This window comes from Pseudomonas sp. K5002 (assembly GCF_013386655.1).
Taxonomy (GTDB): domain Bacteria; phylum Pseudomonadota; class Gammaproteobacteria; order Pseudomonadales; family Pseudomonadaceae; genus Aquipseudomonas.
Genome location: NZ_JACARK010000275.1, coordinates 1 through 26,319, shown reverse-complemented (window position 1 = coordinate 26,319; position 26,319 = coordinate 1). Strand labels below are relative to the sequence as shown.

22 protein-coding genes and 1 pseudogene are annotated in these 26,319 nt (G+C 60.6%); 10 read left to right on the top strand and 13 right to left on the bottom strand.

The features are described from left to right. A partial coding sequence (locus tag HX846_RS14335; protein WP_178965593.1) for an RNase A-like domain-containing protein occupies positions 1-1,200 on the top strand: 1,200 nt, incomplete at its 5' end. After that, the gene (locus HX846_RS14330; protein ID WP_178965592.1) at positions 1,197-1,499 is read left to right on the top strand and encodes a contact-dependent growth inhibition system immunity protein; all 303 of its coding nucleotides are present in this window, start codon (positions 1,197-1,199) and stop codon (positions 1,497-1,499) included. The genes HX846_RS14335 and HX846_RS14330, both read left to right, overlap by 4 nt. A gap of 60 nt (positions 1,500-1,559) precedes the next feature. Here the strand turns inward: HX846_RS14330 and feaR are convergent, their stop codons facing one another. The 3 genes from feaR to HX846_RS14315 all read right to left on the bottom strand — a co-directional run bounded on the left by feaR (position 1,560) and on the right by HX846_RS14315 (position 4,695). After that, on the bottom strand, positions 1,560-2,513 hold the full coding sequence (gene feaR / locus HX846_RS14325) for a transcriptional regulator FeaR (RefSeq protein WP_102368612.1): 954 nt from the start codon (positions 2,511-2,513) through the stop codon (positions 1,560-1,562). A gap of 117 nt (positions 2,514-2,630) precedes the next feature. Further along, positions 2,631-3,215: a DUF3156 family protein gene (locus tag HX846_RS14320; RefSeq protein WP_003219899.1), complete on the bottom strand. Its 585-nt coding sequence runs from the start codon at positions 3,213-3,215 to the stop codon at positions 2,631-2,633. Next, positions 3,196-4,695, bottom strand: a complete 1,500-nt coding sequence (locus HX846_RS14315) for an APC family permease (protein WP_003219898.1) — start codon at positions 4,693-4,695, stop codon at positions 3,196-3,198. Before HX846_RS14315 ends, HX846_RS14320 begins: the two co-directional genes overlap by 20 nt. Before the next feature lie 216 nt (positions 4,696-4,911). Between HX846_RS14315 and HX846_RS14310 the strand changes: the two genes are divergently transcribed. Then, a complete protein-coding gene (locus HX846_RS14310) occupies positions 4,912-6,240 on the top strand; it encodes a hypothetical protein (RefSeq protein WP_178965591.1) in 1,329 nt (442 codons plus the stop codon). A 173-nt stretch (positions 6,241-6,413) separates the two neighbouring features. Here HX846_RS14310 and HX846_RS14305 read toward each other — a convergent pair. Both HX846_RS14305 and HX846_RS14300 read right to left on the bottom strand, forming a co-directional pair. Further along, positions 6,414-6,890, bottom strand: a pseudogene (locus HX846_RS14305) (flavin reductase family protein); the annotation flags it as partial. 59 nt (positions 6,891-6,949) lie between these two features. Then, entirely contained in the window at positions 6,950-8,119 is a 1,170-nt protein-coding gene (locus HX846_RS14300; RefSeq protein WP_003219889.1) for a p-hydroxyphenylacetate 3-hydroxylase oxygenase component, read from the bottom strand. A 229-nt stretch (positions 8,120-8,348) separates the two neighbouring features. Between HX846_RS14300 and HX846_RS14295 the strand changes: the two genes are divergently transcribed. Then, positions 8,349-9,836, top strand: coding sequence for an aldehyde dehydrogenase family protein (locus HX846_RS14295; protein WP_178965590.1), 1,488 nt, complete (start codon positions 8,349-8,351; stop codon positions 9,834-9,836). Between the two features lie 244 nt (positions 9,837-10,080). On the opposite strand, the gene HX846_RS14290 is transcribed toward HX846_RS14295, so the two are convergent. After that, positions 10,081-10,416 (bottom strand): DUF6124 family protein, encoded by a 336-nt coding sequence (locus tag HX846_RS14290; protein WP_003219885.1) that lies wholly within the window; start codon positions 10,414-10,416, stop codon positions 10,081-10,083. Positions 10,417-11,022: 606 nt separating this feature from the next. On the opposite strand from HX846_RS14290, the gene HX846_RS14285 reads away from it, so the two are divergent. The 4 genes from HX846_RS14285 (at position 11,023) to HX846_RS14270 (ending at position 13,990) form a co-directional block, all read left to right on the top strand. Then, a complete protein-coding gene (locus tag HX846_RS14285) occupies positions 11,023-11,559 on the top strand; it encodes a DUF3833 domain-containing protein (RefSeq protein ID WP_177009899.1) in 537 nt (178 codons plus the stop codon). Positions 11,560-11,576: 17 nt separating this feature from the next. After that, entirely contained in the window at positions 11,577-11,882 is a 306-nt protein-coding gene (locus HX846_RS14280) for a DUF6482 family protein (protein ID WP_134326164.1), read from the top strand. Then, a complete protein-coding gene (locus HX846_RS14275; protein WP_178965589.1) occupies positions 11,876-13,420 on the top strand; it encodes a cryptochrome/photolyase family protein in 1,545 nt (514 codons plus the stop codon). Before HX846_RS14280 ends, HX846_RS14275 begins: the two co-directional genes overlap by 7 nt. Positions 13,421-13,525: 105 nt before the next feature. Continuing rightward, positions 13,526-13,990, top strand: coding sequence for a hypothetical protein (locus tag HX846_RS14270; protein WP_178965588.1), 465 nt, complete (start codon positions 13,526-13,528; stop codon positions 13,988-13,990). A gap of 144 nt (positions 13,991-14,134) precedes the next feature. Here HX846_RS14270 and HX846_RS14265 read toward each other — a convergent pair whose 3' ends face one another. Further along, positions 14,135-16,240, bottom strand: coding sequence for a TonB-dependent receptor domain-containing protein (locus HX846_RS14265; RefSeq protein WP_003219873.1), 2,106 nt, complete (start codon positions 16,238-16,240; stop codon positions 14,135-14,137). A gap of 439 nt (positions 16,241-16,679) precedes the next feature. Between HX846_RS14265 and HX846_RS14260 the strand changes: the two genes are divergently transcribed. Beyond that, positions 16,680-17,867, top strand: a complete 1,188-nt coding sequence (locus tag HX846_RS14260; RefSeq protein ID WP_003219870.1) for an acyl-CoA dehydrogenase family protein — start codon at positions 16,680-16,682, stop codon at positions 17,865-17,867. Between the two features lie 22 nt (positions 17,868-17,889). Then, on the top strand, positions 17,890-18,978 hold the full coding sequence (locus HX846_RS14255) for a sigma-54-dependent Fis family transcriptional regulator (RefSeq protein WP_178965587.1): 1,089 nt from the start codon (positions 17,890-17,892) through the stop codon (positions 18,976-18,978). A 34-nt stretch (positions 18,979-19,012) separates the two neighbouring features. On the opposite strand, the gene HX846_RS14250 is transcribed toward HX846_RS14255, so the two are convergent. From HX846_RS14250 to HX846_RS14225, 6 genes are all read right to left on the bottom strand, one after another. Further along, positions 19,013-20,818: an ABC transporter ATP-binding protein gene (locus tag HX846_RS14250; protein ID WP_008431180.1), complete on the bottom strand. Its 1,806-nt coding sequence runs from the start codon at positions 20,816-20,818 to the stop codon at positions 19,013-19,015. Between the two features lie 199 nt (positions 20,819-21,017). Continuing rightward, the gene (locus HX846_RS14245; RefSeq protein ID WP_178965586.1) at positions 21,018-21,530 is read right to left on the bottom strand and encodes a GNAT family N-acetyltransferase; all 513 of its coding nucleotides are present in this window, start codon (positions 21,528-21,530) and stop codon (positions 21,018-21,020) included. Next, a complete protein-coding gene (locus tag HX846_RS14240; RefSeq protein WP_178965585.1) occupies positions 21,530-22,948 on the bottom strand; it encodes a DHA2 family efflux MFS transporter permease subunit in 1,419 nt (472 codons plus the stop codon). Before HX846_RS14240 ends, HX846_RS14245 begins: the two co-directional genes overlap by 1 nt. 36 nt (positions 22,949-22,984) lie before the next feature. Then, a complete protein-coding gene (locus tag HX846_RS14235) occupies positions 22,985-23,875 on the bottom strand; it encodes an alpha/beta fold hydrolase (protein WP_003216895.1) in 891 nt (296 codons plus the stop codon). Between the two features lie 329 nt (positions 23,876-24,204). Continuing rightward, the gene (locus HX846_RS14230) at positions 24,205-25,521 is read right to left on the bottom strand and encodes a TldD/PmbA family protein (RefSeq protein WP_178965584.1); all 1,317 of its coding nucleotides are present in this window, start codon (positions 25,519-25,521) and stop codon (positions 24,205-24,207) included. Further along, a partial coding sequence (locus HX846_RS14225; protein ID WP_178965583.1) for a TldD/PmbA family protein occupies positions 25,521-26,319 on the bottom strand: 799 nt, incomplete at its 5' end. The genes HX846_RS14225 and HX846_RS14230, both read right to left, overlap by 1 nt.

Sequence of the window (26,319 nt, the reverse complement as noted above, 5' to 3'; positions counted from 1 at the left end):
CGCGCCAACCACTCGCACGACCTGCAGGAACGCTTCGTCCACGACCCGGCGGGCAACCTGCTGATGCAAGACCGCGTCGGTCCGAGCGTCGTCAAAGGCAATCGCCTGTTGATGCAAGGTGACCGCCATTACGACTACGACGCCTTCGGCAACCTTCTGCGGGAACGCCGGGGTCGGGCGCAGCAGTTAGTTACCGAATACAGTTACGACTGCCAGCACCGACTGATCAGCGTCACCCAGCCGGACGGCACCGAAGCCACATATCGCTACGACCCGTTTGGACGGCGTATCGCCAAAACGATAAAAAGCCAAACCACCGAGTTCTTCTGGCAAGGCGACACGCTGATTGCCGAACACAGTGCTGATCACCACCAAAGCTATATCTACGAACCCAACAGCTTTCGCCCATTAGCGCTGCTGAAAGGCTACGGCCCGGAAGACGCAAAACCCTTCCACTACCAACTCGACCACCTCGGCACCCCACAAGAACTCACCGCCCCCGACGGCGAAATTGTCTGGTCAGCGCACTACCGCGCCTACGGCCAAATCGCGAAGCTGGACGTCAACACCGTTACCAACCCGCTGCGCTTCCAGGGCCAGTACTTCGACCCGGAAAGCGGGCTGCACTACAACCGACATCGCTACTACAATCCGGACATTGGCCGCTACCTGACGCCTGATCCGGTGAAACTGGCGGGCGGGCTGAACGGATACCAGTACGTGCCCAACCCGACGGGGTGGGTGGATCCGTTGGGGTTGAGCTGTAAAGCTACAGCCTGCCCAGGCCAAATAGTCGCCGATGGGCCTTACAGCGAAATTGTTCCTGGTGGAGGTTTAGCTGCTCACGAAGCTGCCGGAGGACATTTGATGCAAAAGCACATTGGTAGAACTGACCAACAACTGGCAACACGTCTTAAAAATGAGCCTCATGTGCCCACGGCATCTACCTTCCCTGATCGCGCGACAGCCGAGTCAGCAATATCAAGCGTGATAGCAAGCAACAAAACTAAAATAAATTCGTTTGTTAAAGGAAAAGACAAAAAAATTGTTATTACTCAAAAGTCTCCTCAGCCAGTTGGAACTAGCCTGAAGCGAGGTGCAAAAAAAACCGTCCCCGGACGGGAGATTTACCTGATTTTGTTCAAAGATAAAAGCATGCCCAATGGCTATAGAATTCAGACCGGATATCCGAATCCATGAATAACGATTATTCACAACTGCAGCAACTTCTCGCGGGTTACTTCAATCAAGATTGGGTTGATGAGTTTGATAGTGCGGACAATGTGATTCTCAGCTTTATGGCTGAATCCTCAGCAGAAACTTTTAAAGCTGCACACCTCGAGTTAAAAGCTCTTTTACATGCCAACAAGACGGAGCAAGCGTTACAGCATCTTTTGTTCTCAGATATTGGCTGTGGCTACTATTATCCTCACGATTGGAAAAGCGGGAAATTGTGGCTGGAGCACATTGACGCGCTTTTGAGCCAAAGAGGCGAATAACTTCGATCTCTTAAGATATTTATAATAAAGAAGGTGCTCGGAAAGCCCCTTCTTCCTCCCCTACCCCACCTGCTGCAACCGCCCAGCCCGAAAATCCTTCGGCGACACTTCAAACTGCTTCTTGAACGAGCGACTAAAGTGCGCCGAATCCGTAAACCCCCACTTATACGCAATCGACGTAATCGACTCACTGCGCAAAAACGGGTTGGTCAGATCATCCGCACTGCGCTTCAACCGCGCCCGCTGGATATACCGGCACACGCTGTCATCCTGTTCCTCAAACAACCGGTACAAATGCCGCACCGAGATATTCAACCGACTCGCCAACCCCACCGGGCTAAGCCCTGGCTGGGTCAATGACTCATCAATCACCTTCTGCACATAGCTGCGCAGATTGCTGCCCTGCAACCCGCCACAATCATCGCGCTCATCGTCTTCCTGCTCAAACGCCGACCCCAGCAACGAGATAAACGCCGACTGCAACGCCTGCCCCTCCCCGACCGCGCCTTCGCCGTTCAGTGCGTCTTTGCACAGTTGATCCATCAACACATGCAACATGCGCCCGCAGGCTTTGCTCGAGGAGATTTTGCCGAAGGTCTTGGGCTGGTTGCCGAACTGTTTGCACACCTCTGCGCGGGACAAGGACAGGGACGCGTGTTCGATGAGCCCGAACGGGGTGATGTCGATGGAGCCCACCGAGTCCATCAATAACAGTTCGCCGGGGGCAAGCTGGAAGCTCTGGCCGTTTTGGGTGATCTGGCAGTAGCCGCTGCGCTGGCTGACGAGGAAGCAGTGTTGGTCGTCATCGTGGTCGGCGCGGGCCTTGGGGCGCTTGATCAGGCCGGCGTTGGTGCGCAGGCTGGCCAGGGGCAAACCGCCGCGGGAAAAGGTGCTGATGCTGCCGATAAACAGCGAGCGGTTGAAGGCCAGTTCTGTGTCGAAGTGACCGCAAACCGCGCGCAGATCCCGGGTCCAGAGGTCCAGCCCGTCTTGCCCAATCTGTTGCATGCTCATGGTTGTTTCCACCTTGGCTTTTTGTTTTTGTCGGGCAATAGTTAACATGTTATCTATATGCGCGCAACAAGTACGTGTCTGCCAAGGTGGTTGCACTATTGATGCCAAATACTGCGGTCAGTGGGCCTGCAAGGCGCGCTGGAAACCGTTCAAGGCGTCCAGCAGCCAGGCGCGTTGCACACTGCTCAACGCGATGTAGCGACGGAACGCCGGCATGCGGTTGACCACCTCGCTGCCGCCCATATGCTCAAGCCGCACACACCACTGGTGATCCACCAGGTCGATGCGCAGGCGCTTGAAGTCCAGCGGCATCAAGGCGCGATGCAAGGCGCTGCCCTCCTGCAATTGTGTGTGCAAAATGCCTGAAACCTCCTTGTCGCCCGACCGCTGTCGACAGCGGATTCCGGTGCGTCGAACGGCCCCGGTGTGGTGCAGTTCGAAGCTCGCCGTGCCCTGCTGCGAGGCAGGGATGCGCAGTACGAATTCGGTCATCACCAGGTGCATCAACAGCTGCGACTCGGTGCGCTCGACGATCTCCAGTTGCAGCCCGAGATTGTCCAGGGAAACCCGGGCCGTCGTCGGTCCACACACCTCATAACCGGCCAGGCCGAGGTTACGCCGCAGGTGTTCCAGCGTGACGCCGGGTCGATACCCGGCAGGCGCGCGCCGGGCGCTGAACAGCTCAGACAGTTTTTGCAGCATGGCTGATATACCCGTTGTGCGGCTGACCCGGCTCATGGGCGAACTCCTTGGCCAACACCTCTTCCACCGAGGCGGGCTTGAATGGATTGACCTTCTGCACAACCAGCGTCCAGAACAACGCGTACGCCGCCGTGCACCCGAGCATCACGCCAAAGGGAATGTAGATGTCGGCGGGGTTCATGCCCGGCGGGGTGATAAACCACATGCCCAGCAGGATGCCGATGCTCGACAGAATCTGCGGCAGCGGAAAGAACGGCGAACGGTAGGCGCGAGGCAGATCCGGACGGCGAATCCGCAGGATCACCACCGACAGCGTCACCAGCAGATAAGCAAAGCTCCAGGCACACACGGCCGCCAGCACCAGGTGCATGATGTTGTCGGTGTTGCCGCCCAAGTACAGCGCGTGCAGGCACGGAATCAGCATCGCCACCAGAATGCACAGCAACGGTGTCTTGAAGCGCGGGTGCAGGTAGGTGAAGACCTTGGGCAACGCGCCGTCGACCGCCATGCCGTACAGGATCCGTGGCACACCGGCCATCAAGGTGTTGATGGTCGCAGCACCGGCAAACAGGAAGCCGATGCCCAGCCACATCGGGCCGATGCTGCCCATCACCTGCTCGGCGAATTTCGGGATGGCCATCGGCGTATCCAGCAGGTGCACGCCGCCCGCCGCGTCGATCAATACGTTTTCCACCTGGCGTTTCATTGCCGCGCCATAGATGAACATGCACGTGGCCACCCCCAGCAGCCCCAGCACCATCGCCTTGGGCATCACCTTGGCCGAGTTGCGCAGGTCCGGCGCCAGCGGCGTGACGAACTCGCAGCCGACAAACATGAACATCGCCATGCCCACCAGCGACAGGATGGTAATCAGGTCGGTACCGACCAGGGATTCACCGAACCAGCCGTCCAGCTGCACCGCCGGGGCTGCGATCAGGCCCAGCACGCCAAACACCATCAAGGTGGTCCACATGCCGAAAGTGAGGATGATCTCGGCCCGGCCGAACGCGCTGACGCCAAACGCATTGAGCACCCCGAACACAATCACGAAGCCCACTCCCAGCAACCACGAACCGCCGGCGGATTCCGCCAGGGTGTTGAGGTGCTCGAAATTCACCAGCGCCATCACGCCGGAGAGGATGGTTTCGGCGGTGCCGGCAAACACATGCACGATCAGGTACGCCGACAAGGTGCCGGTGATCGCAAAGAACCGGCCCATGCCGCAATTGATGTAGTCGTAGACCGAGCCGGTGGTGGGCAGGATCGAGGCGGCTTCGGCGAAGGTGGTCGCCTGGGCCAGCATCATCACCACCGCGATCAACATCGCCACCGCAAAGGCGCTGCCGCCGATGCCAAACCCCATGGTCGCGGTGAGGATCACCGGGCTGGCCATGATCAAGCCAATGGTGCTCGCCAGCGCGGTTGGAAAGCCCACCGTGCCGCGTTTCAAATGTTCGGTGAGCCGGTCGTTGATCGACATGGTGCAGATCCTCAAGAAGCGGATTTTTAGAAGTATTGGCACTCTGCGCCCGCCCTGGCTGATCGTCTTGCTCCTGGCTGCCGCCGGTTTTGTTGCTGCCTGCCACTGCTGCGCCACTGGCGGCCTGGGACAATTTCCTGGCACGCAGGGGAAAGACTTGGCCCGGTGGCGCTCGCCCTAATGCTCCCTCAATTCACCTTGTTGGGGACTATAACAATGCAGCACACACAACAAACCCGTCACCTGTACAGGGCCATCAGCCTGGGCATCGCGCTGATGATCATCGACTCATCGGCCCAGGCGTTCGAGCTGTATGCCGATGACGACACTCAGGTCACCGGCAACTTCCTGGCGGTGTACGGGATGTTCAACAGCCGCAAGAACTACGACGGCACCACCGGCGGTTCCACCTGGCGTGAAGGTTTTATCAAGTATGGCTTGAGCATCGACCAGCGCTTCGGCGCCCTGGGCAGCGTGTATGGCACGGCCAACCTGGTCAGCTCCGGCACCTGGGGTGATGGCGATGCGTCGGGCGTGACCACCGGAAGCGAGCGCACCACCAAGTTCGACGAAGCCTTCGCCGGTTGGCGCTCGGGGGAGCTGTTTCCGGCGCTGGGCAAGGATGGTGTGGACCTGTCGTTCGGCCGCCAGATCATCATGCTCGGCGACGGTTTCATCATCAACGATGACGGCCCGAACTTCGGCAAGGGCGTGGATGACGGCAAGTTCAACCGGGGCGGCGCCTACTACATCGCCGCCCGGCATGCCTTCGATCAAACCGCAGTGCTACGCCTGGGTGGCAAGGACGGCGTGCATGGCAGCGTAATGTGGATCAAGTCCGATAACCGCGCCCAGGCCAACACTGAAATGGCTGCCGGCACCCTGGACTACACCGCCGCGCCCGGCACCCTGGGGTTGACCTATATCCACGGCATCAGCGTCGACGACCGTTATGCCAGTGACCTGCAAAAACAGCGCGCCGGGATGAACATCTACAGCCTGCGGGGCGCCGGTAATGCCGGGATCGAGAACGCGCACTTTTCCTTTGAATACGCCTGGCAGGACAAGGACGCCGGCCCGGAAAAGGCCTGGTACACCGAAGGCGGTTATACCTTCGCCGCGCTGCCGTGGTCGCCGGACCTGACCTACCGCTACAGCCGCTATTCGAAAAACTGGGATGCGATGTTTTCGGGCTTCAACCGTGGCTACGGCACCTGGGTGCAGGGCGAGGTGGCCGGCAATTATTCGGGGCCGTTCAATACCAATACTGAGGTGCAGCATGTGGCGTTGAAGGTCAAGCCGCTGGACAGCGTCACCCTGGGCGCGCTGTTCTTCGACTACAAGACGTTGAGCAAGGGCGGCATGCTCAACCTCGATGGGCGCGAACTGGACCTGTACGCGGAGTGGGCGGTGAACGAACACCTGATCGTCACGCCACTGCTGGGTTTGTACAAGCCCAACAAGGATGAGAGCAACGGCGGCAACCAGGTGGGTGGCAATGGCACCAATCTCTATAGCCAAGTCACCGTGGCCGTGCCGTTCTAACACAGGTGCAATGAGCTACCGAGATCACATGTGGGAGCGGGCTTGCTCGCGAAAGCGGTGTGTCAGTCGCCAGATGTATTGGCTGACACTCCGCATTCGCGAGCAAGCCCGCTCCCACATTGAACCTGCTTCAGCCTTCGATAGAGGTGTTCGCCCTACGGTTGCCGCTCCTCGATCCGCGCATACGCCCCCTGGTGATAGAGCAACGGCGCACGACCAAAATCATCGAAAGCCACCACCTTGCCAATCATGATCCAGTGATCGCCACCATCCACCTGCTGGTACTTCTCGCAGTGAAACCGCGCCGAGCAATCAGCGAAGACCGGCGAACCGCCCTCCCCGGGCTCGAATTCGATTTCGGCAAAGCGATCGTCCCTGGGCCGGGCGAAGTTGTTCGACAGGTGGATCTGGTCGGCCGCCAGCACGTTGACCGCAAAATGGCTGGCCTGCTCGAACACCTCGTGGCTGTTGGAGCGTTTGTCGATGCTCCACAGCACCAGCGGCGGGTCCAGGGATACCGAATTGAAGCTGTTGGCGGTGACACCCACTTTGCGCCCGCTGGCATCAGCGGCGGTGACCACCGTGACACCGGTGGCAAAGTTGCCCAGGGCCCGGCGAAAGGCCCGTGGGTCGAAACTGTTATCAGACATGCAAGACTCCCGGACTGCATCAACGCGCAGTCCTGATGGTTGTGATGGCCGGGTCGGCGTCAAATCATGCTCGGATCAGGCTCGAGCCCCATCAGCTCACGCCCCAGGATCTGCGCGCACACGTCGTAATCGGTGTACGCATGGGCGCCGGTCATATGGGAATCGCGGAACAGACGCTGCATCTCGTTGTGCTCGAACCACGCATTGCCACCGGCGGCCTCGAACAAACGGTCCACCGCCTGGATGCACATCTTGGTTGCGTACGCCTGGTTGGTACGCCAGAACGCCAGGGTCTCGCGGCTCGGGTAACGGTGCTGTTCGCTGTGTTCGGCGTGTTCCTGCCAGGTCTTTTCCAGGAACGCCCGGGCGGCGGCCACCTGGTGTGTCGACTCGGCCAGGCGCATCAACGCCGGAGTCGCCGCCCCCACTGCCGCGCCGGTGTAGGCACGTACGCGGGTCCTGGTTTTTTCGCGGAATACTTCGAGCATGCGCTCGGCCACACCCAGGCTCACGGTGGAGAAACCGCTGGCGAAATAAGGCCGGTACGGCGAGTAGAAAATCTTGCTGTCGGGGTACAGACCGAAGCCGGCGGACTTGCCTTCCATCATGTCCTTGGCTTTCTGGATGCGGTGTTCTGGCACCAGAACCTTGTCGATGATCAGGGTCTTGGTGCCGCTGCCTTTCATGCCGGCGGCGAACCAGTCATCGCGAATCTGATAGTCGCTGCGCGGCAGTACCGCGAAGCAATAGTCCTGGGTGCCCTCGGCGTTTTTACGGCGGAAACCGACAATCGCCCACTCGGCATGATCGCAACCGCTGCTCCAGCCCATTTCACCGCTGAACAGCACACCGCCCTCAACTTCTTCAGTGCGGCCAAACGGCGCGATGCTGCTGCTGGCGGTGGCATTCGGGTTATCGCCCCAGACTTCCTGCTGCAACTTGGCGGGAAACAACGCCAGTTGATGGCTGTGAGTGCACAACAGGCTCATGGCCCACGCGGTGCTGGCACAGGCGCCGGCCAGCAACGCGATGCAGTCGGCAAACTGCGGCAGGGAGATCTCCATGCCGCCGAAGGGTTTGGGTTGAAAGGCACGGTGCATGCCGATGCTCTTGAGCAGTGCAATGTTCTCGTCGGGAACCTTGCGGTCCTGCTCGGCCTGGAAGGCGTTGGCAGCGATGGTCGGCAGAATCGCCTTGAGATCTTCGAGGAGCGGGTTTGGCTTTTTCATGGACGGCCCTGCTTATTATTGGATGTCCGGCTGGCGTTCAAACTCAACGAACGGCGCTGGATGTGGGGCCAGTATGGGGCGGGCGACACCCCCGGAAAATGCACCTTCCACAGCCAAGATTGCACTTTCCACAGGCCTGGCAGCCACAGACATATCGCCCGGCAGGCACAGACAAGCCTGGCCCGGCGGCGCTGGTTACCCTCGGGCTTTTGCGAGCAAGGAAAATCCCATGAGCGATATTGCGCTGCTGCCTGAAGTCCAGGCCTTCCTCCGTCGAAGCCATGCCTTGTTTATCGACGGCGGGTACGTCCAAAGCCATTCCGGCCAGGCTCTGGAAGTGATCAACCCGGCCACCGGCGAGATGATCGCCCAGGTTGCCGATGCGGACCTGGCCGATATCGACACAGCGGTGGAATCGTCCCGGCGTGGCTTCCGTCAATGGTCCCAGGTCGCCCCAGCCATTCGCGGCAATGTGCTGCTGAAACTCGCCGACCTGCTGGAGCAACATCGCGAAGCACTGGCGCAGATCGAAACCTGCCAGTCGGGCAAGATCATCCAGATTTCCCGGGCCTTCGAGGTCGATCAGGCGGCGCACTTCCTGCGTTACTACGCCGGCTGGGCCACCAAGATCAGCGGCCAGACCCTTACCCCGTCACTGCCCTCCTTCGCCGGCGAACGCTACACCGCGTTCACCCTGCGCGAACCGGTGGGCGTGGTAGTGGGCATCGTGCCGTGGAATTTCTCGACCATGATCGCCATCTGGAAACTCGCCTCGGCACTGGTGACCGGCTGCAGCATCATCATCAAGCCCAGCGAGTTCACCCCGCTGACCATCCTGCGCATCGCCGAACTGGCCATCGACGCCGGCCTGCCGGCGGGCGTGCTGAACGTGTTGACCGGTGGCGGCCATGTGGGCAAAGGCCTGGTGGAGCACTCGGGCACCGACAAGGTCTCGTTTACCGGCTCTGTGCCCACCGGCATCGCCGTGGGCCGCAGTGCCATGGGCGCCGGGTTGACCCGGGCGACCCTGGAACTGGGCGGCAAAAACTCCGCCGGATTCCTGCGGGATGTGGACCTCGACAAAGCGGTCAACGGCATCATCGAAGCCGGCTTCCTGCACTCCGGGCAAATCTGCGCGGCCGCCGAACGCTTCTTCGCCCACCGCTCGCAGATCGAGCCGATCATGGACAAACTGGCGCAACGCCTGGGCCGGTTGAACATCGGCTCGCCGCTGGACGAGCGCACCGAATTCGGCCCGGTGACCAACCGCCAGCACCAACAGAAACTCGAATGGTTTTTCGCCAAGGCCCGGGCCGAGAACAATACGATTGTCCACGGCGGCAAGCTGATCGACGGACCGGGGTGCTATGTGGAGCCCACCGTGATTCTCGCCAACACGATCCACGACACCCTGCTCAACGAAGAGACCTTCGGCCCGATCGCCACGTTTTTCCCCTACGACACCGAGGATGAGCTGCTGGAACTGATGAACAACACGCCTTACGGCCTGAGCGCCAGTCTCTGGACCAATGATCTGAGCAAGGCCCTGCGCATGGTGCCGGCGATCAACGCGGGGACGGTGTGGGTGAACATGCACACGATGCTCGACCCGGCGGTGCCGTTTGGCGGCAACAAGTCTTCGGGGGTGGGACGGGAGTTTGGCGGGGCGTTCATCGAGGATTACACCGAGCTCAAGTCGGTGATGATTCGCTACTGATAAACCGGGCGACCGATCGTTCCCACGCTCCGTGTGGGAATGCATACCGTGACGCTCCGCGTCACCACTGCGCAAGGCTTCCATTGTGCATTGCCAGCGGGACGCGGAGCGTCCGAGGCGGCATTCCCACGCAGAGCGTGGGAACGATCAGCGTGGGAGTGATCGCGAGCCTGCTGACAAACCCTCTCTCCTGACCAACCGCTCCCACACTGGATTTATGTTGCCAGTTGGATTTCGGATGTGATCAGGCCACCGGACACTCCCGGTTCAGCGCCTCATCCACCAACAACTGCGCCATCTCCACCAATTGCACCACTGCCAACACTTGCTTGCGGCTGGCCCCATCAAGATGCTCGGCACAGTCATAGGCGCTGACAGCCGCCGATTCAAGAATCTCGCTGGCATTACACAAGGCGACTTCGGTGCTGAGGCCGGCACGTACGGAGAATAGTTTGTTGGAGGACGGAGGCGAAGCGGCAGGTTCTGAATTGAGGTCGTAGTGCTTGAATGCGCGCTGGGCAGCATCGTGGAATTTCTGGTCGCTCAAGTAATGCGGCGGGTTGGGCGAGACCTTTTTCATGGTGAAGCTCCTCTATGAGTAAGCACCTCCACGCTCGCTACCACACGATTAAGGAGGCGACTGTACACGGGGTGGTAGACCGGTCATAGAAACCCGGCAGGCCGAAGCCTCCCATGCACAGCCGCCACAAAGCAGCCCGCACAAAAAAACGCCCTTGAGCGTTTTGGGATCTATGAAATAGCCGGGCTACCACACCCGTTCGCTGAATTGGCAGCGACCCGCGAAGGTTAGCGGCGAGAAGGTCTGGAAGCAACCTGAAATCTATGTGGGAACGGTCTGCGTAGGAACGGGCGATACCGCTGCCGGCGTATGCCCATTGTTGATCGTTCCCACGCTCTGCGTGGGAATGCATACCGTGACGCTCCGCGTCACCCTTGCGCGAGACGTCAATCCGGCGGTGCCAGCGGGACGCGGAGCGTCCGAGGCGGCATTCCCACGCAGAGCGTGGGAACGATCATCTGCACCTGGTCCCCTGAGGCTGCATATACCCGCCATAAATGGGCAGGCCGGTAGCCGGTAACATCCTGGTAATGCGCTAAATACCTGTACAATTTTATTATTTTGTACAAGTATCAGCAGTATCAAGCCCTCTCGGGGAGAACCGCAATGACCCGTCTATTGGTTTCGCTGGCCCTGGTGTTGGGCCTGAGCAGTTGTGGCAGCGTGGATGTAAAACACTATGCCGACCAGCAACCGCAACTGGACCTGGTGAGCTTCTTCAGCAAGCCCGTCAAGGCCTGGGGCATCTTCGAGAAACGCTCGGGTGAAGTGGCCAAGCGTTTCGAAGTGAATATCGCCAGCCGCCGCGAGGGTGAAAACCTGATTCTCGATGAGCGCTTTCTATACAGCGATGGTACTCGCCAGCAACGTGTCTGGACCCTCACCCCGGACGGCCCCACCCACTGGCGCGGACGGGCCGGTGATGTGGTGGGCGAGGCCAGGGGCGAAGTGGCGGGCAACGCACTGCGCTGGCGCTACGTCCTGAACCTGCCGGTTGATGGATCCGTCTACGAAGTGAGCCTCGACGATTGGATGTACCTGATGGACGAAGACACGTTGATCAACCGCTCCAGCATGTCCAAGTTGGGTGTGGAAGTCGGCCAGGTGACGTTGTTCTTCCGTCGCCAGTCTTCACAACCCTGACCGGTAAGGAGTGAACCATGAACCTGCAAGCCCTGACCAAACTGGCCACCCAAGGCGCTGTACGCGAAATGGAACTGCTGTCGCTGGAAGGTGGTTTCTATCTGGCGCGCGTAACGCTGGACCACGGCCAGTTCACGCTGCTGGACGAGTCGGCGAAGCCCATGCACTTTCGCTCCGTCAATCACTTGCGTGACGTGTTGCAGGCAGTCCCTGCGTTTCCCTGCACCCTGGTGCATCAGTGCGTGCATGACGAAATGTGCGGCCGGCGAGAAGGCGCTATCGAGCCACTGCGAACGCCATTTTCCCTGGAAGCGCCATGGTGACCAAGGCAGTTCGAAACCTGTGCCTGGTGCTGGGCGACCAGTTGTCGTTTGACCTGGCCTCATTGGATGGGCTGGACAGCCAGCGCGATGCGGTCTTGATGGTCGAGGTCATGGAGGAAGCCAGCCATGTGCCCCACCATCCGCAAAAAATCGTCCTGGTCTTCAGCGCCATGCGCCATTTTGCCCAGGCGTTGCAGCAGCGTGGCTTGCGGGTGCAGTACGTGCCCCTGGACGATCCGCAAAACACCGGCTCGGTGCCCGGCGAGTTAAGGCGCTGGCAATCGCTGATGCAACCCCGGGAAATACACCTGACCGAATGCGGTGACTGGCGTCTGGAGCAATCCCTGAAGGACTGCGGTTTGCCGATCCAGTGGCATGCCGACCACCGATTCCTGTGCGGCCGTGACGCGTTCGCCGCTTGGGCCAGCGGTAAAAAACAGCTGCGCATGGAGTACTTCTACCGGGAGATGCGCCGCAAGAGCGGGCTCTTGCTCAACGGTGACGGTACGCCAGTGGGCGGTGCCTGGAACTTTGATGCGGACAACCGCAAGGCATTGCCCAAGGGCACCAAGGCGCCCTACCCGGCGCGCTTCAGCTCGGACTCGATCACCCAGGACGTGCTGGCGCTGGTAGGTAAACACTTCAGCAGCCACTACGGTTCCCTCGACACCTTCGATTACCCCGTGACCCACGCCGACGCGCAGGCCCTCTGGAACTACTTTCTGGACTATGGCCTGGCGGGTTTCGGCGACTACCAGGACGCCATGGCCAGCGACGAGCCGTTCCTGTTTCACGCCCGTATCAGCGCAGCGCTGAACATCGGCCTGCTGGACCTGCGCCAGCTGTGCAGCGACGTGGAGGCCGCCTATTGGTCGGGCGGCATCGGGCTGAATGCCGCCGAAGGGTTTATCCGCCAACTGATTGGCTGGCGTGAGTACGTACGCGGCGTGTACTGGCTGAAGATGCCCGACTATGCCGCTGGCAATGCATTCGGCAACAGCCGCCCGCTGCCGGAGTTCTACTGGACGGGCGAGACGCAAATGAACTGCATGCGCCAGGCGATCGGCCAAAGCCTGAAACATGCCTATGCCCATCACATCCAGCGGCTGATGGTCACCGGCAATTTCGCCCTGCTGGCCGGCATCGTGCCCAGCCAGATATGCGAGTGGTACCTGGCGATCTACATGGACGCGTTCGACTGGGTCGAGCTGCCCAACACCCTGGGCATGGTGATGCATGCCGATGGCGGTTACCTGGGTTCCAAGCCTTATTGCTCGAGCGGCCAATATATAAAGCGCATGTCGGACTACTGCCGAGGCTGTGCGTACAAAGTCACGGAAAGTACCGCTGACAATGCCTGCCCGTTCAATGCGCTTTACTGGCACTTCCTGATGCGCCATGGCGACCTGCTGCGGGGCAATCAGCGCATGGCCATGCTCTATAAAAATCTCGACCGCATGCCTGAATCCAAACAGGACGCGCTGTGGCAACGGGGCCAGAGGCTGCTGGCCAAGTTGGATGCGGGTGAAACGCTGTGAAATTTTCCGGCCGCTGCGAATTGTTGTGAAGCCGGTGATAAATGGCCAATTGCCCATGCTAACGTCGGCTTCGATGTCATCCAATTCATTGAGGGAGCAGCGCCGATGTCTACTACCGTAACACCCGCCGGTGGCGGACCGACCACTCAAAAAGCCTCGACGTCGGTATTCGACGACAAGTTGAATATTTCCAAGTCGAGCAAGGTCATCGCCGATTACATGCGCCAAACGGGCAAGTCGGCCATCACCAAGCAAGAGCTTTCGCAACTGGCCAGCAATTCCTCGGGCAAGGTGCCGGCCGATGTGAGCGCTGCGGCCCAGTACATGGAGCGCCATCCCGACGTGTTCACCGCCATCGAAACCCATGACGTGGCGGGTGCCGATAACCTGTCCGGGGTGTGGAACTTCGACTGGGCGGCCAACGGCGGGCTGAACGGCACGGCGACCGATGCGATCGCCAAGATGCAGGACACCTTTGACTTTGCAATCGCCAAGTCGGCGCAGATCACCGAGATCAGCACCGGTAAAAAGGCCGAGCTGGATTCGACCAAGCAGCGGCCGCAGAACTAGGTTCCTCGAAATGATCGTTCCCACGCTCCGCGTGGGAATGCATACCGTGACGCTCTGCGTCACCATCACCTCTCGCATCGACGGCCGGACGCAGAGCGTCCAAGGCGGCATTCCCACGCGGAGCGTGGGAACGATCTGTCACGGTCAGAAGTGAAACGCCACCCCCGTGGTCACGTTGAACGCATCCCCCACATAGAAGTTGGCCGAGTCCTGGCCCTTGGCGTCGTACGCGGTGTTGGTGGCCGTGGCATAGCGCTTGTTGGTCAGGTTGCGTGCATCGACGAACACTTCCCACTTCTTGCTAGGGGCCTCGTAGCCCACCTTGGCCCCCCACAACGTATACGACGGCGCACTCAGGGAGTTGGCAAAGTCGACGTAATAGCTGGACGCCGCCCGGGCGTTGAGCTGCGCGTAGAAACCGCTGCCTTGGCGATATTCCAGCTCGGCCTGGTAGACCTGGCGCGGCAGGCCCGGCAGCTGGTTGTCGCCGAACACCGCATCGTTGCGGTAGTGGAAGTCGTTGAAGGTGTAAGCCTGGCGTAGGGTCACGGTGTCGCCATTGCCGCCGTCCCACAGTTGCGCATTCAAGCCGGCTTCGATGCCCTGGTGAATGGTCGCGCTGCCGTTGGAGGTGGCCACCAATTGGTCCTGGGTGGCCGTCGCCTGGCGTACCACTACCGACAGCAGTTCTTTCTGCACCCACGAGCGGTAGACCGTCAGGCTGCCGTCAAAAATACCGTGGCCGCCGCGAATACCGAACTCCACGGTGTTGGCTTTTTGCGGCCGCACATCACGGATGTACGGCGTGCCGGTGCTGCCCAGCTGCCAGGTGACCGGTGGATCCACCGAGCGGCTGACGTTGCCGAACACTTCGAATTCCGGAGTCAACTGATAGCGCAGGCCAATGCGCGGGGCGACGTCGGTCTCGTCGTATTCAACGCCACTGGGGAACGCGCTGGTATTGGTGGCGGTGCTGTATTCGATCTGCGCCTTGCGCTTGATATCAATCAATGACAACCCGGTGGACAGCCACGTGCGGTCATTCAGTTGCAGTTCGTTGCCGAGGGAAAACACCGTGTCCCGCGAGCCGGTGTAGTTGGTCTTCTGCTGGGTGATGCCGGTGGCCTTGCTGTGGGATTTCACATCGGCCAGGTACGCCAGCGTATTGCTGAAGGTCACGCTGCTGTCGCTGCGCAGGCCGAAGAAGGTGTCGGCGGTGCGCAGGTAGCGCAAGGTCAGGTTGACGTCCTGGGAGCGCCATTCCTGTGGTGTTGGCGAATAGCGCCAGCCGTTGTCCAGCGGGTAATCGTTGTAGCCCAGGCCGACTTCGAGCTTGGCATTGTCGTCGAAGGTGTAGGTGGTGGTGCTGCCCAGCAGGGTCGAGCCGTCCTTCTTGCGCCCGATGGGCACGAGGTTGCTCGTGGGGTCATGCTTGAGCTGGTATTTGGTCAGGGTGTTGCCCTGGCTGAGGGTTTCTTCCTTGTAGCGAATGTAGAAGCGCGTCTCCAGTTGCGGGCTGAACACGTGGCCGAAGTTGGCAACGATCCCCTGCCCCTTGTTCGGTGTGTTGTCCTGGTAACCGTCACGCTCGTTGTGCTGGATGCTGACGTAATAGTCATTGTCGCCGTCCACGCCGCCGGTGCTCAGTTGCTCCTTGCGATAGCCGAAGCTGCCGGCTTCGAAACGCGCGTAGTTGCCCGGATCGGTGCGGCCGGTCTTGCTCACGAAGTTGATCGCGCCGCCCAGGGACAAGGCCGAATAACGGAAGGCGTTGGCGCCGTAGAGCACCTCGGTGTGGTCCACGGAAGCCATGTCCAGCATGTCTTCCTGGGTGCCGCCCGGGCCGGTCAACGGCAGGCCGTCATAGAGGAATTTGATCCCCAGCACATAGCCTTGATAGAAGGTGTTGAGGCCCGAACCGCGGATCGAAATCTTGTTCGCGCCCGAGCCGCTGGTGGCCTGGGCGAATACGCCCGGCTGCAACGCCAGCACGTCCTCGGCGTTCGCCGCGCGGCCCTGTTCGATCTTGCGGTTGTCGATCACTGCGGTTTTGCCGGGCACCTTGGACAGTTGCTTCTCGGCCTTTTGCGCTTCGGTGGCTTCGGCACCGGTGACCACTACCGTGGCCAGGGTCGGGTCCGCCTGGGCGGCAAAGGCCGCGCCGTGTATCAACATCAACAGCACGCCAAGGCTGGACGCGGTGGCCAGTGACTCAAAACGACGAGCGCGAGGTTCAAACAGTTGCCGCATGAATTAAATACTCCTGGGGTCTCGAATTAGTTGGAGCATCTATTCGTATAGTCGCGCTCTGTTTCCAACTTTGCAGGGTTCATGCCACGTCCAAGCCTCAATAAACACTGGCCGGCCACTCTTATTAATCGCCACAAGTGCAACACTTTGCTGGTGAAATGTTCGATTCCGGACAATACAAAAACCACCCACAAACACTTATATGCTCAAGCAATAAAAGCATAACGAAAGCCCCGCCCTGCGGGCACAGGACGCAACTGTGCAAATCCCAACAGCCCTCCAACAAAAGTTGCGTATTCGACACTGTCCGCGCCTGCATCCCCGTAAGAAGTCGCAAGTTATCGGCTTATTGTTACTTGGTATGGGTCTTGCTCTATCCATTGCCTGTTGAAACAAATCAGCTCGAGCATTCTCGACTTAAGCAACGAGGTATTCACGCGTGACGGTCAACTTACTCTGCACCCGCAGGACGCCACTGGAGATTGCCCGTGACCTGGCGACCGAGTTCGCGCGCACCGCCGTCGACCGCGACGCCAGCGGCGGTACGCCCAAGGCCGAACGCGACAAACTGCGCAGCAGCGGCCTGTTGTCCCTGAGCATCCCCGGGCAATTCGGCGGGCTGGACGCCAACTGGTCGGAAACCTTCGAGGTGGTGCGCGAATTCGCCCGGGTCGACAGCTCCATCGCCCACGTATTCGGCTTTCATCACCTGATGCTCGCCACCGTCCGGTTATTCGCCACGCCCGCACAATGGCAAACCTGGTTCAGCCTGACGGCCAGCAACAACTGGTTCTGGGGCAACACCCTGAACCCCCTGGACACCCGCACGGTGGTCAAGCGCCACACGGGCTGGCGGGAATTCTCGGGACAGAAGAACTTCTGCTCCGGGGCCAACGACTCGGAAATGCTGATCGCCTCGGCCATCGATGAAAGCGCCGGCGGCAAGTTGCTGATCGCGGCGATTCCCAGCGCCCGCAGCGGGATCATCCTGCACAACGACTGGAACAACATGGGCCAGCGCCAGACCGACAGCGGCAGCGTGACCTTCAAGCGCGTGCGCGTGGAAGAGTCCGACCTGTTGCTGGACCCGGGCCCCCTGAGTACTCCGTTCGCCTGCCTGCGGCCGTTGATTGCGCAACTGCACTTCGCGAATATCTTCCTCGGCATCGCCGAAGGCGCGTTCGAAGAAGCGCGCCAATACACCCTGGAAGAAGCCCGCCCGTGGTTCCGTTCCAGCGCCAGCCACAGCACCCAGGACCCTTACATCCTCAGCCACTACGGCGATTTCTGGGTGGCGCTGCAAAGCACCCGCCTGCTGGTGGAGCGCGCAGGCCAGGTGCTGGACGCGGCATGGGCCAAGGGCTCGGCCCTGACCAGCGAGGAACGCGGCGAAACGGCGATTGCCATCGCCACCGCCAAAGTCGCCGCCAGCCGCAATGGCCTGGAGTTGTGTAGCAAGGTCTTCGAGGTCACCGGCGCACGGGCGACCAACGCCTCGGTGGCCCTCGACAGGCACTGGCGCAACTTGCGCACCCAGAGCCTGCATGACCCGCTGGACTACAAACTTCATGAACTGGGCGAGTGGGCACTGAACGGTACCGCGCCCATCCCGACGTTTTATTCCTGATCTTTTATTCAAAGGGATAACCATGCAACTGCTGACCCTACCGCCCTCGCCCGCCCTTGCCACCTCCATCCGCGCCACCGCGCAGGTGTTTGAAGACCCCAGGTCCAAGGCCTTGCTCAAGCATGTGCAACAAGTCGCGCCGAGCGAAGCCAGCGTGCTGATCATCGGTGAAACCGGCACCGGCAAAGAGTTGGTCGCACGGCATATCCACAACCTCAGTGGCCGCAAGGAGCAGCCATTCGTGGCGGTGAATTGCGGTGCGTTCTCCGAATCACTGGTGGAAGCCGAGCTGTTCGGCCACGAGAAAGGCGCGTTCACCGGTGCCCTCGGTGCCAAGGCCGGCTGGTTTGAAGAAGCCAACGGCGGCACGCTGTTCCTCGATGAAATCGGCGACCTGCCCATGTCGATCCAGGTCAAGCTGCTGCGGGTATTGCAGGAGCGTGAAGTAGTGCGCCTGGGTTCGCGCAAAAGCATTCCGATCAATGTGCGGGTGCTGGCGGCGACCAACGTGCAGCTGGAAAAAGCCATCAACGCCGGGCATTTCCGCGAGGACCTGTTCTACCGCCTGAACGTGGTCAACCTGGAACTCAGCCCGCTGCGGGATCGCCCCGGCGATATCCTGCCGCTGGTGCAGTATTTCATCGACACCTACACCCGCCGCCTGGGGTATGGCGAGGTCATCCTGAGCAAGGACGCCGAGCAACGGCTGGCCACCTACAGCTGGCCAGGGAATATCCGCGAACTGGAAAACGTTATCCACCACACCCTGCTGATCTGCCGTGACGGCGTAATCCAGGCCGATGACCTGCGCATGTCCAACCTGCGTATCGAACGCCAGGAAGACAGCACCACGGCCCACGACCTGCTCGACCTGGCCTTCCAGCGCCTGTTCGAGGAACAGATCGACAACCTCCACGAACAGGTGGAACGCAGCCTGCTGACCGCCGCTTACCGGCTGTGCCACCACAACCAGGTGCACACCGCCGAATTGCTGGGGCTGAGCCGCAACGTGACCCGCACGTTGCTGATCAACCTCGGTGAGCTGAAGGTCAACAAGCGCCGCCCGCTGGCCGGTGCCAAGGATGACCGGGTGCTGCACCTCTCGATCTGACCTGACTGCGCGGCGTACCCGGTACGCCGCATGGTCACACCACCGCTTCATCCAGCGCATCGCTGAACTGGCGACTCCACAACCGCGCATATTGCCCGCCCTGGCGCAGCAACTGTTCGTGGCTGCCGTCCTCGATCACCCGGCCATTGTCGAACACCAGGATCCGGTCCAGGTGGGCCACGGTGGACAGCCGATGCGCGACCACCAGCACGGTCTTGTCTTCCATGATTTCGTCGAGCTTGTCCTGGATAAAGCGCTCGGTGATCGAGTCCAGGCTGGAAGTGGCTTCGTCCATCACCAGGATCGGCGCGTTTTTCAGCAACACCCGGGCAATCGCAATGCGCTGGCGCTGGCCGCCGGACAATTTGACCCCACGCTCGCCCACCAGCGATTCGTAGCCGTGTTCCATGCTGTCGATAAATTCACTGGCGCCGGCGCGGTGGATCGCCTCGGCGACCTCGTCCATCGAGGCATCCAGGCGGCCGTAATGGATATTTTCGCGAATGCTGCGGTGGAACAGGCCCGGCTCCTGGGGAATCAGGCCGATCTGCTGGTGCAGCGAATGCTGGGTCACCTCGCGCACGTCCTTGCCGTCCACCAGCACCTGGCCTTGCTGCACGTCGTAGAGACGCAGGAGCAAGCTCAGCAGGGTCGACTTGCCGGAGCCCGAAGCACCCACCAGGCCGACTTTCTGGCCGGCAGGGATGACGATATTCAGGTGTTCGAAAATCGAACGGTCACCGCCATAGCTGAAGCCGACATCGCGAAACTCGATATCGCCGCGCTTGACCATCAGCGCCTTGGCGCCGGGTTGGTCGATGACTTCATGGGGGCGGATCAGGGTGCGCACACCGTTGGCGATATTGCCGGTGGCTTCGAAGAATTCGAGAAAGCGTCGCGACAGGTTTTCCACATCGCTGATGATCAACAACGAAAGGCTGGTGGACATGACAAACGCAGCAATGTCGATACGGTGGCTGCGCCACAGGTAGAGCGCCAGCAATAACAAGCCGAGCTTAAGCACTACGCCACAGGAAGCCTGGAACCAGCGAATTTTCTCCATATACCCCAGGGATCGGTAGGCAGCCGCCACCTCCTTGTCGAGGAAAGTGCCGAGGTAACTGTGCTCGAACGCATGGCGCGCAAACAGGCGGATATTGGCCAGGTTGGAGACCGCATCCACCACTTTGCCGGTGCTGGTGCTGCGCGCTGCCGAATACTGTTGCGCCAGAGGATGACTGCGGCGTGCGAGGACGTAGCAGATAGCGATAAACGCCACCGACCAACCCGCCATGAACAACGCCAACAACGGCGATGCGGTCCATAGCAAGGCCGTGGCCAGGCTCAGCGTCACCAGCAGCGGGATCAGGTCGAACAACAAGATGCTCAGGGTCTGATTCACGCCCAGGGTAATTTCCGCCACCCGATGCGCCAGTGCCCCGGCGAACTCATTGCTGATGAAACGATGGGAGTGCTGCTGCAGATAGGCGAACACCACATGCGTCACCGTGCGCCGCTGCAACGGCAAGACGTGGATATGGCAGCCTGCCGATGCACGGGTAAACAGTACCTGGCACACCAGTAGCGCGCTTAGCAGTGTCAGTGGCCATTGCAGCACTTCAAAGGCACGCTCCGCTTCCAGCCCGTTGCTCACGGTGCGGGTGATCTGCCCCAGCCCCCAGGGCGTCAGAATCGAACACACCACCGCGGCGATCTGCAGCAGCAGGATAGCCAGGTACCAACCTTTGAAATGCCCGATGAAATGCCGCACAAACGCCGCCGGCGTCGATGGCAAGTGCTGGACATTCCAGGTGCGAAACAATGAAAAAGACGAACTCATGGCCAATGACATTCCTGAATGACGCCTGTGGCCGCGCAGCTTTCAGGCAAAAAATGGTGAGTGTGATCGTTCCCACGCTCTGCGTGGGAATGCATCCGGTGACGCTCTGCGTCACGATTTTAAGAGCGGACGCAGAGCGTCCAGAGCGGCATTCCCCTGTGGCGAGGGAGCTNNAAGCTCCCTCGCCACAGGTTCAGCGTCACTTTTGGGATTGGTAGCGGATTTCCTCCAATTCACGACCGCCCCGAGCAAGGGTGCGGCTTGATTCGGGCTGCGCTATCCATCCTGCGTTTTGGTAAAAGCGCACTGCCCGCCGGTTTTCAGCCAGCACCCACAACGTCGCCGTCTCCAGCCCCAGGCTGGCGAGATGCTCCAGCCCCCTGAGCCACAGCGCCCTGCCCACTCCGGTCCCCCAGTGCTCGGCAATTACATACACCGCCTGCACTTCACCGGTTTTTCCCGGGTCGGCATCCTCATCACGACTCGGGCTCACTGCAATCCAGCCCACCACACGCCCCTCGACCTGCGCGACAAACACAGCTTCGCTCCCCTGCTCAATCGACTGCCGCCAAAAGGCTTCACGCCGAGGCTGCGTCGCCTCCAGCGAAGCCAGGTAATCCGCCGGCATCAGTTCACGATAAGCCTGCTGCCAACTGCGAATATGCACCCAGGCAATGTCACCTGCGTCCTCGATACGTGCTGCACGAATCATCACATTCCCTCTGCGCGTTTTGCATAAATCGCCGAGCCCGCCTGGGGCGACAGCCTGCGATAGACCAGCCCCGACAAGGCGCACAGCAATCCGGCACCCGCCATGATCCAGGCGATATCACTCTGCTCGACCGTGGCATGCCCGCGCACGGCCATGATCAAACCGAGCAGGCCCGCCGCGATGCCCACCGATAAACTCAACGTCAACTGAATGGTCATCGCCGACAGGCTGCTGGCGCGGCTGGATTGCTCCGGTGGCACGTCGGCATAGGTCAACGCCCCCAGGGTGCTGAATTGCAGCGAGCGAATGATCCCGCTGCCAAATAACACCAGTATTACAATCCAGTAAGGCGTTGATACCTCGAACAGGCTGCACGCCAGGATGGTTGCACCGGTGAGCACCGCATTGCCGATCAAGGTGCGCCGGAAACCGAAGCGGCTGACAATCCGCACTGCCAGCATTTTCATCAGCAACGCACCCACGCCACCGGCCACGCTCAGCAGCCCCGCCTGCAACGGGTTAAGCCCGAAACACAGCTGGAACAGCAACACCAGCAAAAACGGCTGTGACGCGCTGCCGATGCGCATCAGGTTGCCGCCCCAGAAGCTCACCGCGAAGGTCGGGATTTTCAACAATGAAAAATCGATCAACGGGTACGCCGTCCGCCGTGCATGCAGGACATACAGCCAGGCACTCAACAGCCCGCCGCCAATCAGCAGCAACGCCCACTGGCGCGGCAACAGGCCGTGGCCCAGCACCTCGAAACCGAACACCAGCCCGCCCAATGCCACACCGCTGAGCAACAGGCCGGGAACGTCCAATGGCTGGCCGGGTGTCCCGGAATAGTCCGGGATATAGCGCAGCACCAGGATCACCCCAAGCACGCCGATCGGCAGGTTGATCAGGAAGATCCAGTGCCAGGTCAGGTATTGCACCATCCAGCCGCCCATGGTCGGGCCGAGCAGTGGGCCGAGCAGCCCGGGAATGGTGATGAAACCCATGATCCGCACCAGCTCCGAGCGCGGGTAGGCGCGCAGCACCACCAGCCTGCCCACCGGCAACATCAACGCACCGCCCAGGCCCTGGATCACCCGGGCGCCCACCAGCATGGTCAGCGTGCTGGAGAGCGCGCAGAGCAACGAGCCAATGCTGAACAGCATGATCGCGCCGAAGAAAATCTTCTTGGTGCCGAAGCGGTCGGCGACCCAGCCCGAGGCCGGGATCAGCAACGCCACGGTCAGCATGTAGGCGATCACCACGCCTTGCATGCGCAGCGGGTTCTCCGCCAGGTCTCGGGCCATGGCCGGCAAGGCGGTGTTGAGAATCGTCCCATCCAGCGATTGCATGAAGAAGGCAATCGCTACCACCCAGGGTAGCCAGCGGGCGGTCTTGGCATCGAGAGGGACGCGATTCGGCATGAGTTACCTTTTTGTTAGCAGCCTATGTGTCGGCGATTATGCGCCATCGGCGGCTCCTTTTCCCACAGGCCCTTCGTCTATATCTGACAACGCCACGTGTTTGCCCACCAGGAAATCAATCAGCGCGCGGTGCACGGCCAGGGCCGCTTCGCGGGATTCCAGGTCAAGCAAATGGCCAGTGTGCTCGGCGGTGGCGAAGCTGCTGCGGCCTACGTATTTTTTGAACAGTTGGGCTTCGTCTGCCGGGGTGTACTCGTCCAGCACGCCGTTGAGGAAGTGCACCGGGGTTTCGATCCGGGTCAGTTGCGGCAGGTAGTTGCCGTCACCCAGCGCCAGCACCTGATGGATATGGAAGCGTGCCTGGCGATACTCGGTGGTGGCCATGGTCGACAGGTGCCGGTGATTGTTGCGCTTGAGCCGGGGCGACAGGTATTTGCCCACGGTTTCATTCAGCAGATGGCCGACGGCAGATTTGTCATCGGCCTCGATCAGCACGCGCACCCGCTCTACGTATTCGAGCATGGCCTGGTTGAGGTTGGGCGCCAGTGCCATCACCACCGAGCTTTCAATCGACGGCGGGTTATGGGCGAGGGTCAGCAGCGTGGAAATCCCGCCCCATGAGGCAGACACCAGGTGGTTGACCTCAAAGCGTTCCACCAGAGCGCGCAGGATCTGCACTTCATCGTCCTTGGTCACAAGGTCGAGGTCGGTGTTGTGCGGGCGTGAATAGCCGGAGAACGGCAGGTCGAACATCAGCACATTGAAGTGCTCGGACAGGCACTTGCTGGTGCGTGCAAACGAGCGGGTGGTGGACAGCGCGCCGTTGACCAACAGCACGGTTTTCTTCTCTGGGTTGTTACCAAGCTGCTCTACGTGAACGTTGTAGTGCTTGAACAGCTTTTCAATGACAAAACTTCCATGGTTCATGTCAACGCTCCAGCTTGCCCTATCCCGGGCAAGGTCGTGCATCACTTGCGTGCAAGTGGGTTGAGGACGGCGGGGTGTTGTTTGAGTTTTTTTACCGCGCGGACGTGGCTAGGTGCCACCAACCTTTATAACGAGGTTTTTCGCGAGCGACAACTGGCCGGACGGCCAGGTTTCTGGAGTGGGGTTTTGAGGATGAACCGAATCAAAATGTGGAATGCGATCAACTGTGGGAGCGGGCTTGCTCGCGAATGCGGTGCCTCAGTCACAGATGTAGTGGCTGACACGCCGCATTCGCGAGCAAGCCCGCTCCCACATGGGTTTTGCGTTGCTTATAAGGTCAGGGTCAGGCGTTTTACCAATGCGCCCGGTAATAGATTCGACGAGGTATTGCGCTGGCTATACGTACTCGCCGACAGCAGCAATTCCCGATCAGCGGTCAGCGCTTCCAGTTGCGAGCCCAGCAGGCTGTACACGCTGTCATCAAAACGCATGGTGCTGACCGGCGCCTTGATCTCGCCGTCTTCGACCCAGAACGTGGCGAAGCGGGTCATGCCGGTCAGGCGTGCGGCGGGCTGGTCGGAGTAGTTCAGGTACCACAGGTTGCTGATGTACAAACCGGAACCCAGTTGCTTGAGGATATCGGCCTGGGCCAGGTCGCCGGCCGCCATCTGCAGGGCGCTGGGAGATTCATCGCCGCTGGCGCCATTGGTGCTCAAGCCGTATTCGGCAGCACTGCGGGAGTTCACCAATTGGCCTTCAGCCTTGCCGGCATTGATCAGCTTCACATCACTGCGCGGATAGCCGTCACGGGAAAACGCCGAGCTCAGGGAGCCGCTGACCTGTTCGTCCAGGGTCACCAGCGTGCTCAAGGTTTGATCACCGTTGTACAAGCGTTGCAACGGGCTGCCCTTGCTGGCGATGGACTGGGCGGAAAACCCGCCCCAGGTCAGCATGCTGATGATCTCTTCCATGGCCGCCGGTGCCAGGTAGGCGCGGTATTGCCCCGGTGCCAGCGGGTGCAGCGGGCGACCAAGGTATTCCAGTTGCTCACGGGCCTGCTTGAAACGCTGGGCGAAGGCCACGCTGTCCCAATCGTTGCCGGCGTAGCTGGCTTTCACCGCTTCACCGTTGGCGTGGAACAGGCTGAAGTCGAAGTTGAAACTGTTGGCCTGGTGCCAGCCGAAGGCGCCTGATGAACTGGCGAAACCACGGCTGATAGGGCCGGCGGCGTAGAAGCCGACCATGTCCACACCTTCAGCGGCCAGGCTGACTGCTTCCAGCACCTGGGCCAGGTCCGGCAGTGGTCGGTCCTGCTGGTCCTTGTTTTGCCAGGCGTTGTGGTTGAGCAGCAGGTACGGATCCTGGGGCAACAACGGCAAGGTCTCACGCAGTTGTTGCAGGCCGTCGGCCAGGCGCTGGCGATCCAGTTCAGGCTCGCCCGCCAGGGTGATACCGAGGTCGGCGTGGCGCCCGTCGTTGATCAGCTTCAGGTTCAGGCTGGCCTGTTGCACCTGGCCGGCCTGGCGCACTTTGCCGTGGTTGAAACGCACAAACTCGGAGGACTCGTCGGCGTAGCCGAGGTGGAATTGTTCGTGGTCGGTGATGGCCTGCTTGAGCCAATCTACCAGGGCTTTGAAATTATTCATCAGGCGTCTCCCCCGAACACGTCCACGTTGCTGAACACACAGGCCGGCGACGCATGGCCGACGCGGATCACCTGGTTGGGTTCGCCCTTGCCGCAGTTCGGCGTGCCCAGCACCTTGAAGGTGCTGGCGTCGCCGACGGCGCTGAGGTTGCGCCAGAACTGCGCGGAAATCGCCCGGTAGTTGGGGTTCTTCACCACGCCTTTGAGTTCGCCGTTTTCAATCAACTGGCCCCACTCGCAGCCAAACTGGAATTTGTTGCGTGCATCGTCAATCGACCACGAACGGTTGGTGGACATCAGGATGCCGTTCTCGATGCCGCCAATCAGCTGCGCCATGTTCTGGTCGCCGGCCTCGATATTCAGGTTGGCCATGCGGTCGATCGGCGCGCGGTTCCAGCTGCAGGCACGGCTGTTGGCCACGCCTTGCATGCCGGCGCGGTATTGCGACAACGCACCGCCCAACGGCTTGAGCAGCAGGCCTTCGCGGATCAGGAATTGTTTGCTGGCCTTCGTGCCGTCGTCGTCATGCCCGTAGCTGGCGAGCTGCTCGGGAATGTCCGGGTCGAAGGTCACGTTCAGCAGGTTGGAGCCGTATTGCAGGTGACCGAAATCGCTGGCCTTGACGAAGCTGGTGCCGGCGTAATTGCGCTCGTCGCCCAGGATGCGGTCGAGTTCCAGCGGGTGGCCGATGGATTCGTGGATCTGCAGGATCATCTGGTCGGGCATCAGCAGCAGGTCGCGCGGGCCCTGGGGTGTGTTCGGGGCCAGCAGCAGTTGCAGCGCCTGGTCGGCAATCTGC

Bases quoted from the DNA above. Each gene is read 5' to 3' on its own strand.
- HX846_RS14330 (WP_178965592.1), top strand. From the start codon at position 1,197: ATGAATAACGATTATTCACAACTGCAGCAACTTCTCGCGGGTTACTTC.
- feaR (WP_102368612.1), bottom strand. From the start codon at position 2,513: ATGAGCATGCAACAGATTGGGCAAGACGGGCTGGACCTCTGGACCCGG.
- HX846_RS14320 (WP_003219899.1), bottom strand. From the start codon at position 3,215: ATGCTGCAAAAACTGTCTGAGCTGTTCAGCGCCCGGCGCGCGCCTGCC.
- HX846_RS14315 (WP_003219898.1), bottom strand. From the start codon at position 4,695: ATGTCGATCAACGACCGGCTCACCGAACATTTGAAACGCGGCACGGTG.
- HX846_RS14310 (WP_178965591.1), top strand. From the start codon at position 4,912: ATGCAGCACACACAACAAACCCGTCACCTGTACAGGGCCATCAGCCTG.
- HX846_RS14300 (WP_003219889.1), bottom strand. From the start codon at position 8,119: ATGAAAAAGCCAAACCCGCTCCTCGAAGATCTCAAGGCGATTCTGCCG.
- HX846_RS14295 (WP_178965590.1), top strand. From the start codon at position 8,349: ATGAGCGATATTGCGCTGCTGCCTGAAGTCCAGGCCTTCCTCCGTCGA.
- HX846_RS14290 (WP_003219885.1), bottom strand. From the start codon at position 10,416: ATGAAAAAGGTCTCGCCCAACCCGCCGCATTACTTGAGCGACCAGAAA.
- HX846_RS14285 (WP_177009899.1), top strand. From the start codon at position 11,023: ATGACCCGTCTATTGGTTTCGCTGGCCCTGGTGTTGGGCCTGAGCAGT.
- HX846_RS14280 (WP_134326164.1), top strand. From the start codon at position 11,577: ATGAACCTGCAAGCCCTGACCAAACTGGCCACCCAAGGCGCTGTACGC.
- HX846_RS14275 (WP_178965589.1), top strand. From the start codon at position 11,876: ATGGTGACCAAGGCAGTTCGAAACCTGTGCCTGGTGCTGGGCGACCAG.
- HX846_RS14270 (WP_178965588.1), top strand. From the start codon at position 13,526: ATGTCTACTACCGTAACACCCGCCGGTGGCGGACCGACCACTCAAAAA.
- HX846_RS14265 (WP_003219873.1), bottom strand. From the start codon at position 16,240: ATGCGGCAACTGTTTGAACCTCGCGCTCGTCGTTTTGAGTCACTGGCC.
- HX846_RS14255 (WP_178965587.1), top strand. From the start codon at position 17,890: ATGCAACTGCTGACCCTACCGCCCTCGCCCGCCCTTGCCACCTCCATC.
- HX846_RS14250 (WP_008431180.1), bottom strand. From the start codon at position 20,818: ATGAGTTCGTCTTTTTCATTGTTTCGCACCTGGAATGTCCAGCACTTG.
- HX846_RS14245 (WP_178965586.1), bottom strand. From the start codon at position 21,530: ATGATTCGTGCAGCACGTATCGAGGACGCAGGTGACATTGCCTGGGTG.
- HX846_RS14240 (WP_178965585.1), bottom strand. From the start codon at position 22,948: ATGCCGAATCGCGTCCCTCTCGATGCCAAGACCGCCCGCTGGCTACCC.
- HX846_RS14235 (WP_003216895.1), bottom strand. From the start codon at position 23,875: ATGAACCATGGAAGTTTTGTCATTGAAAAGCTGTTCAAGCACTACAAC.
- HX846_RS14230 (WP_178965584.1), bottom strand. From the start codon at position 25,521: ATGAATAATTTCAAAGCCCTGGTAGATTGGCTCAAGCAGGCCATCACC.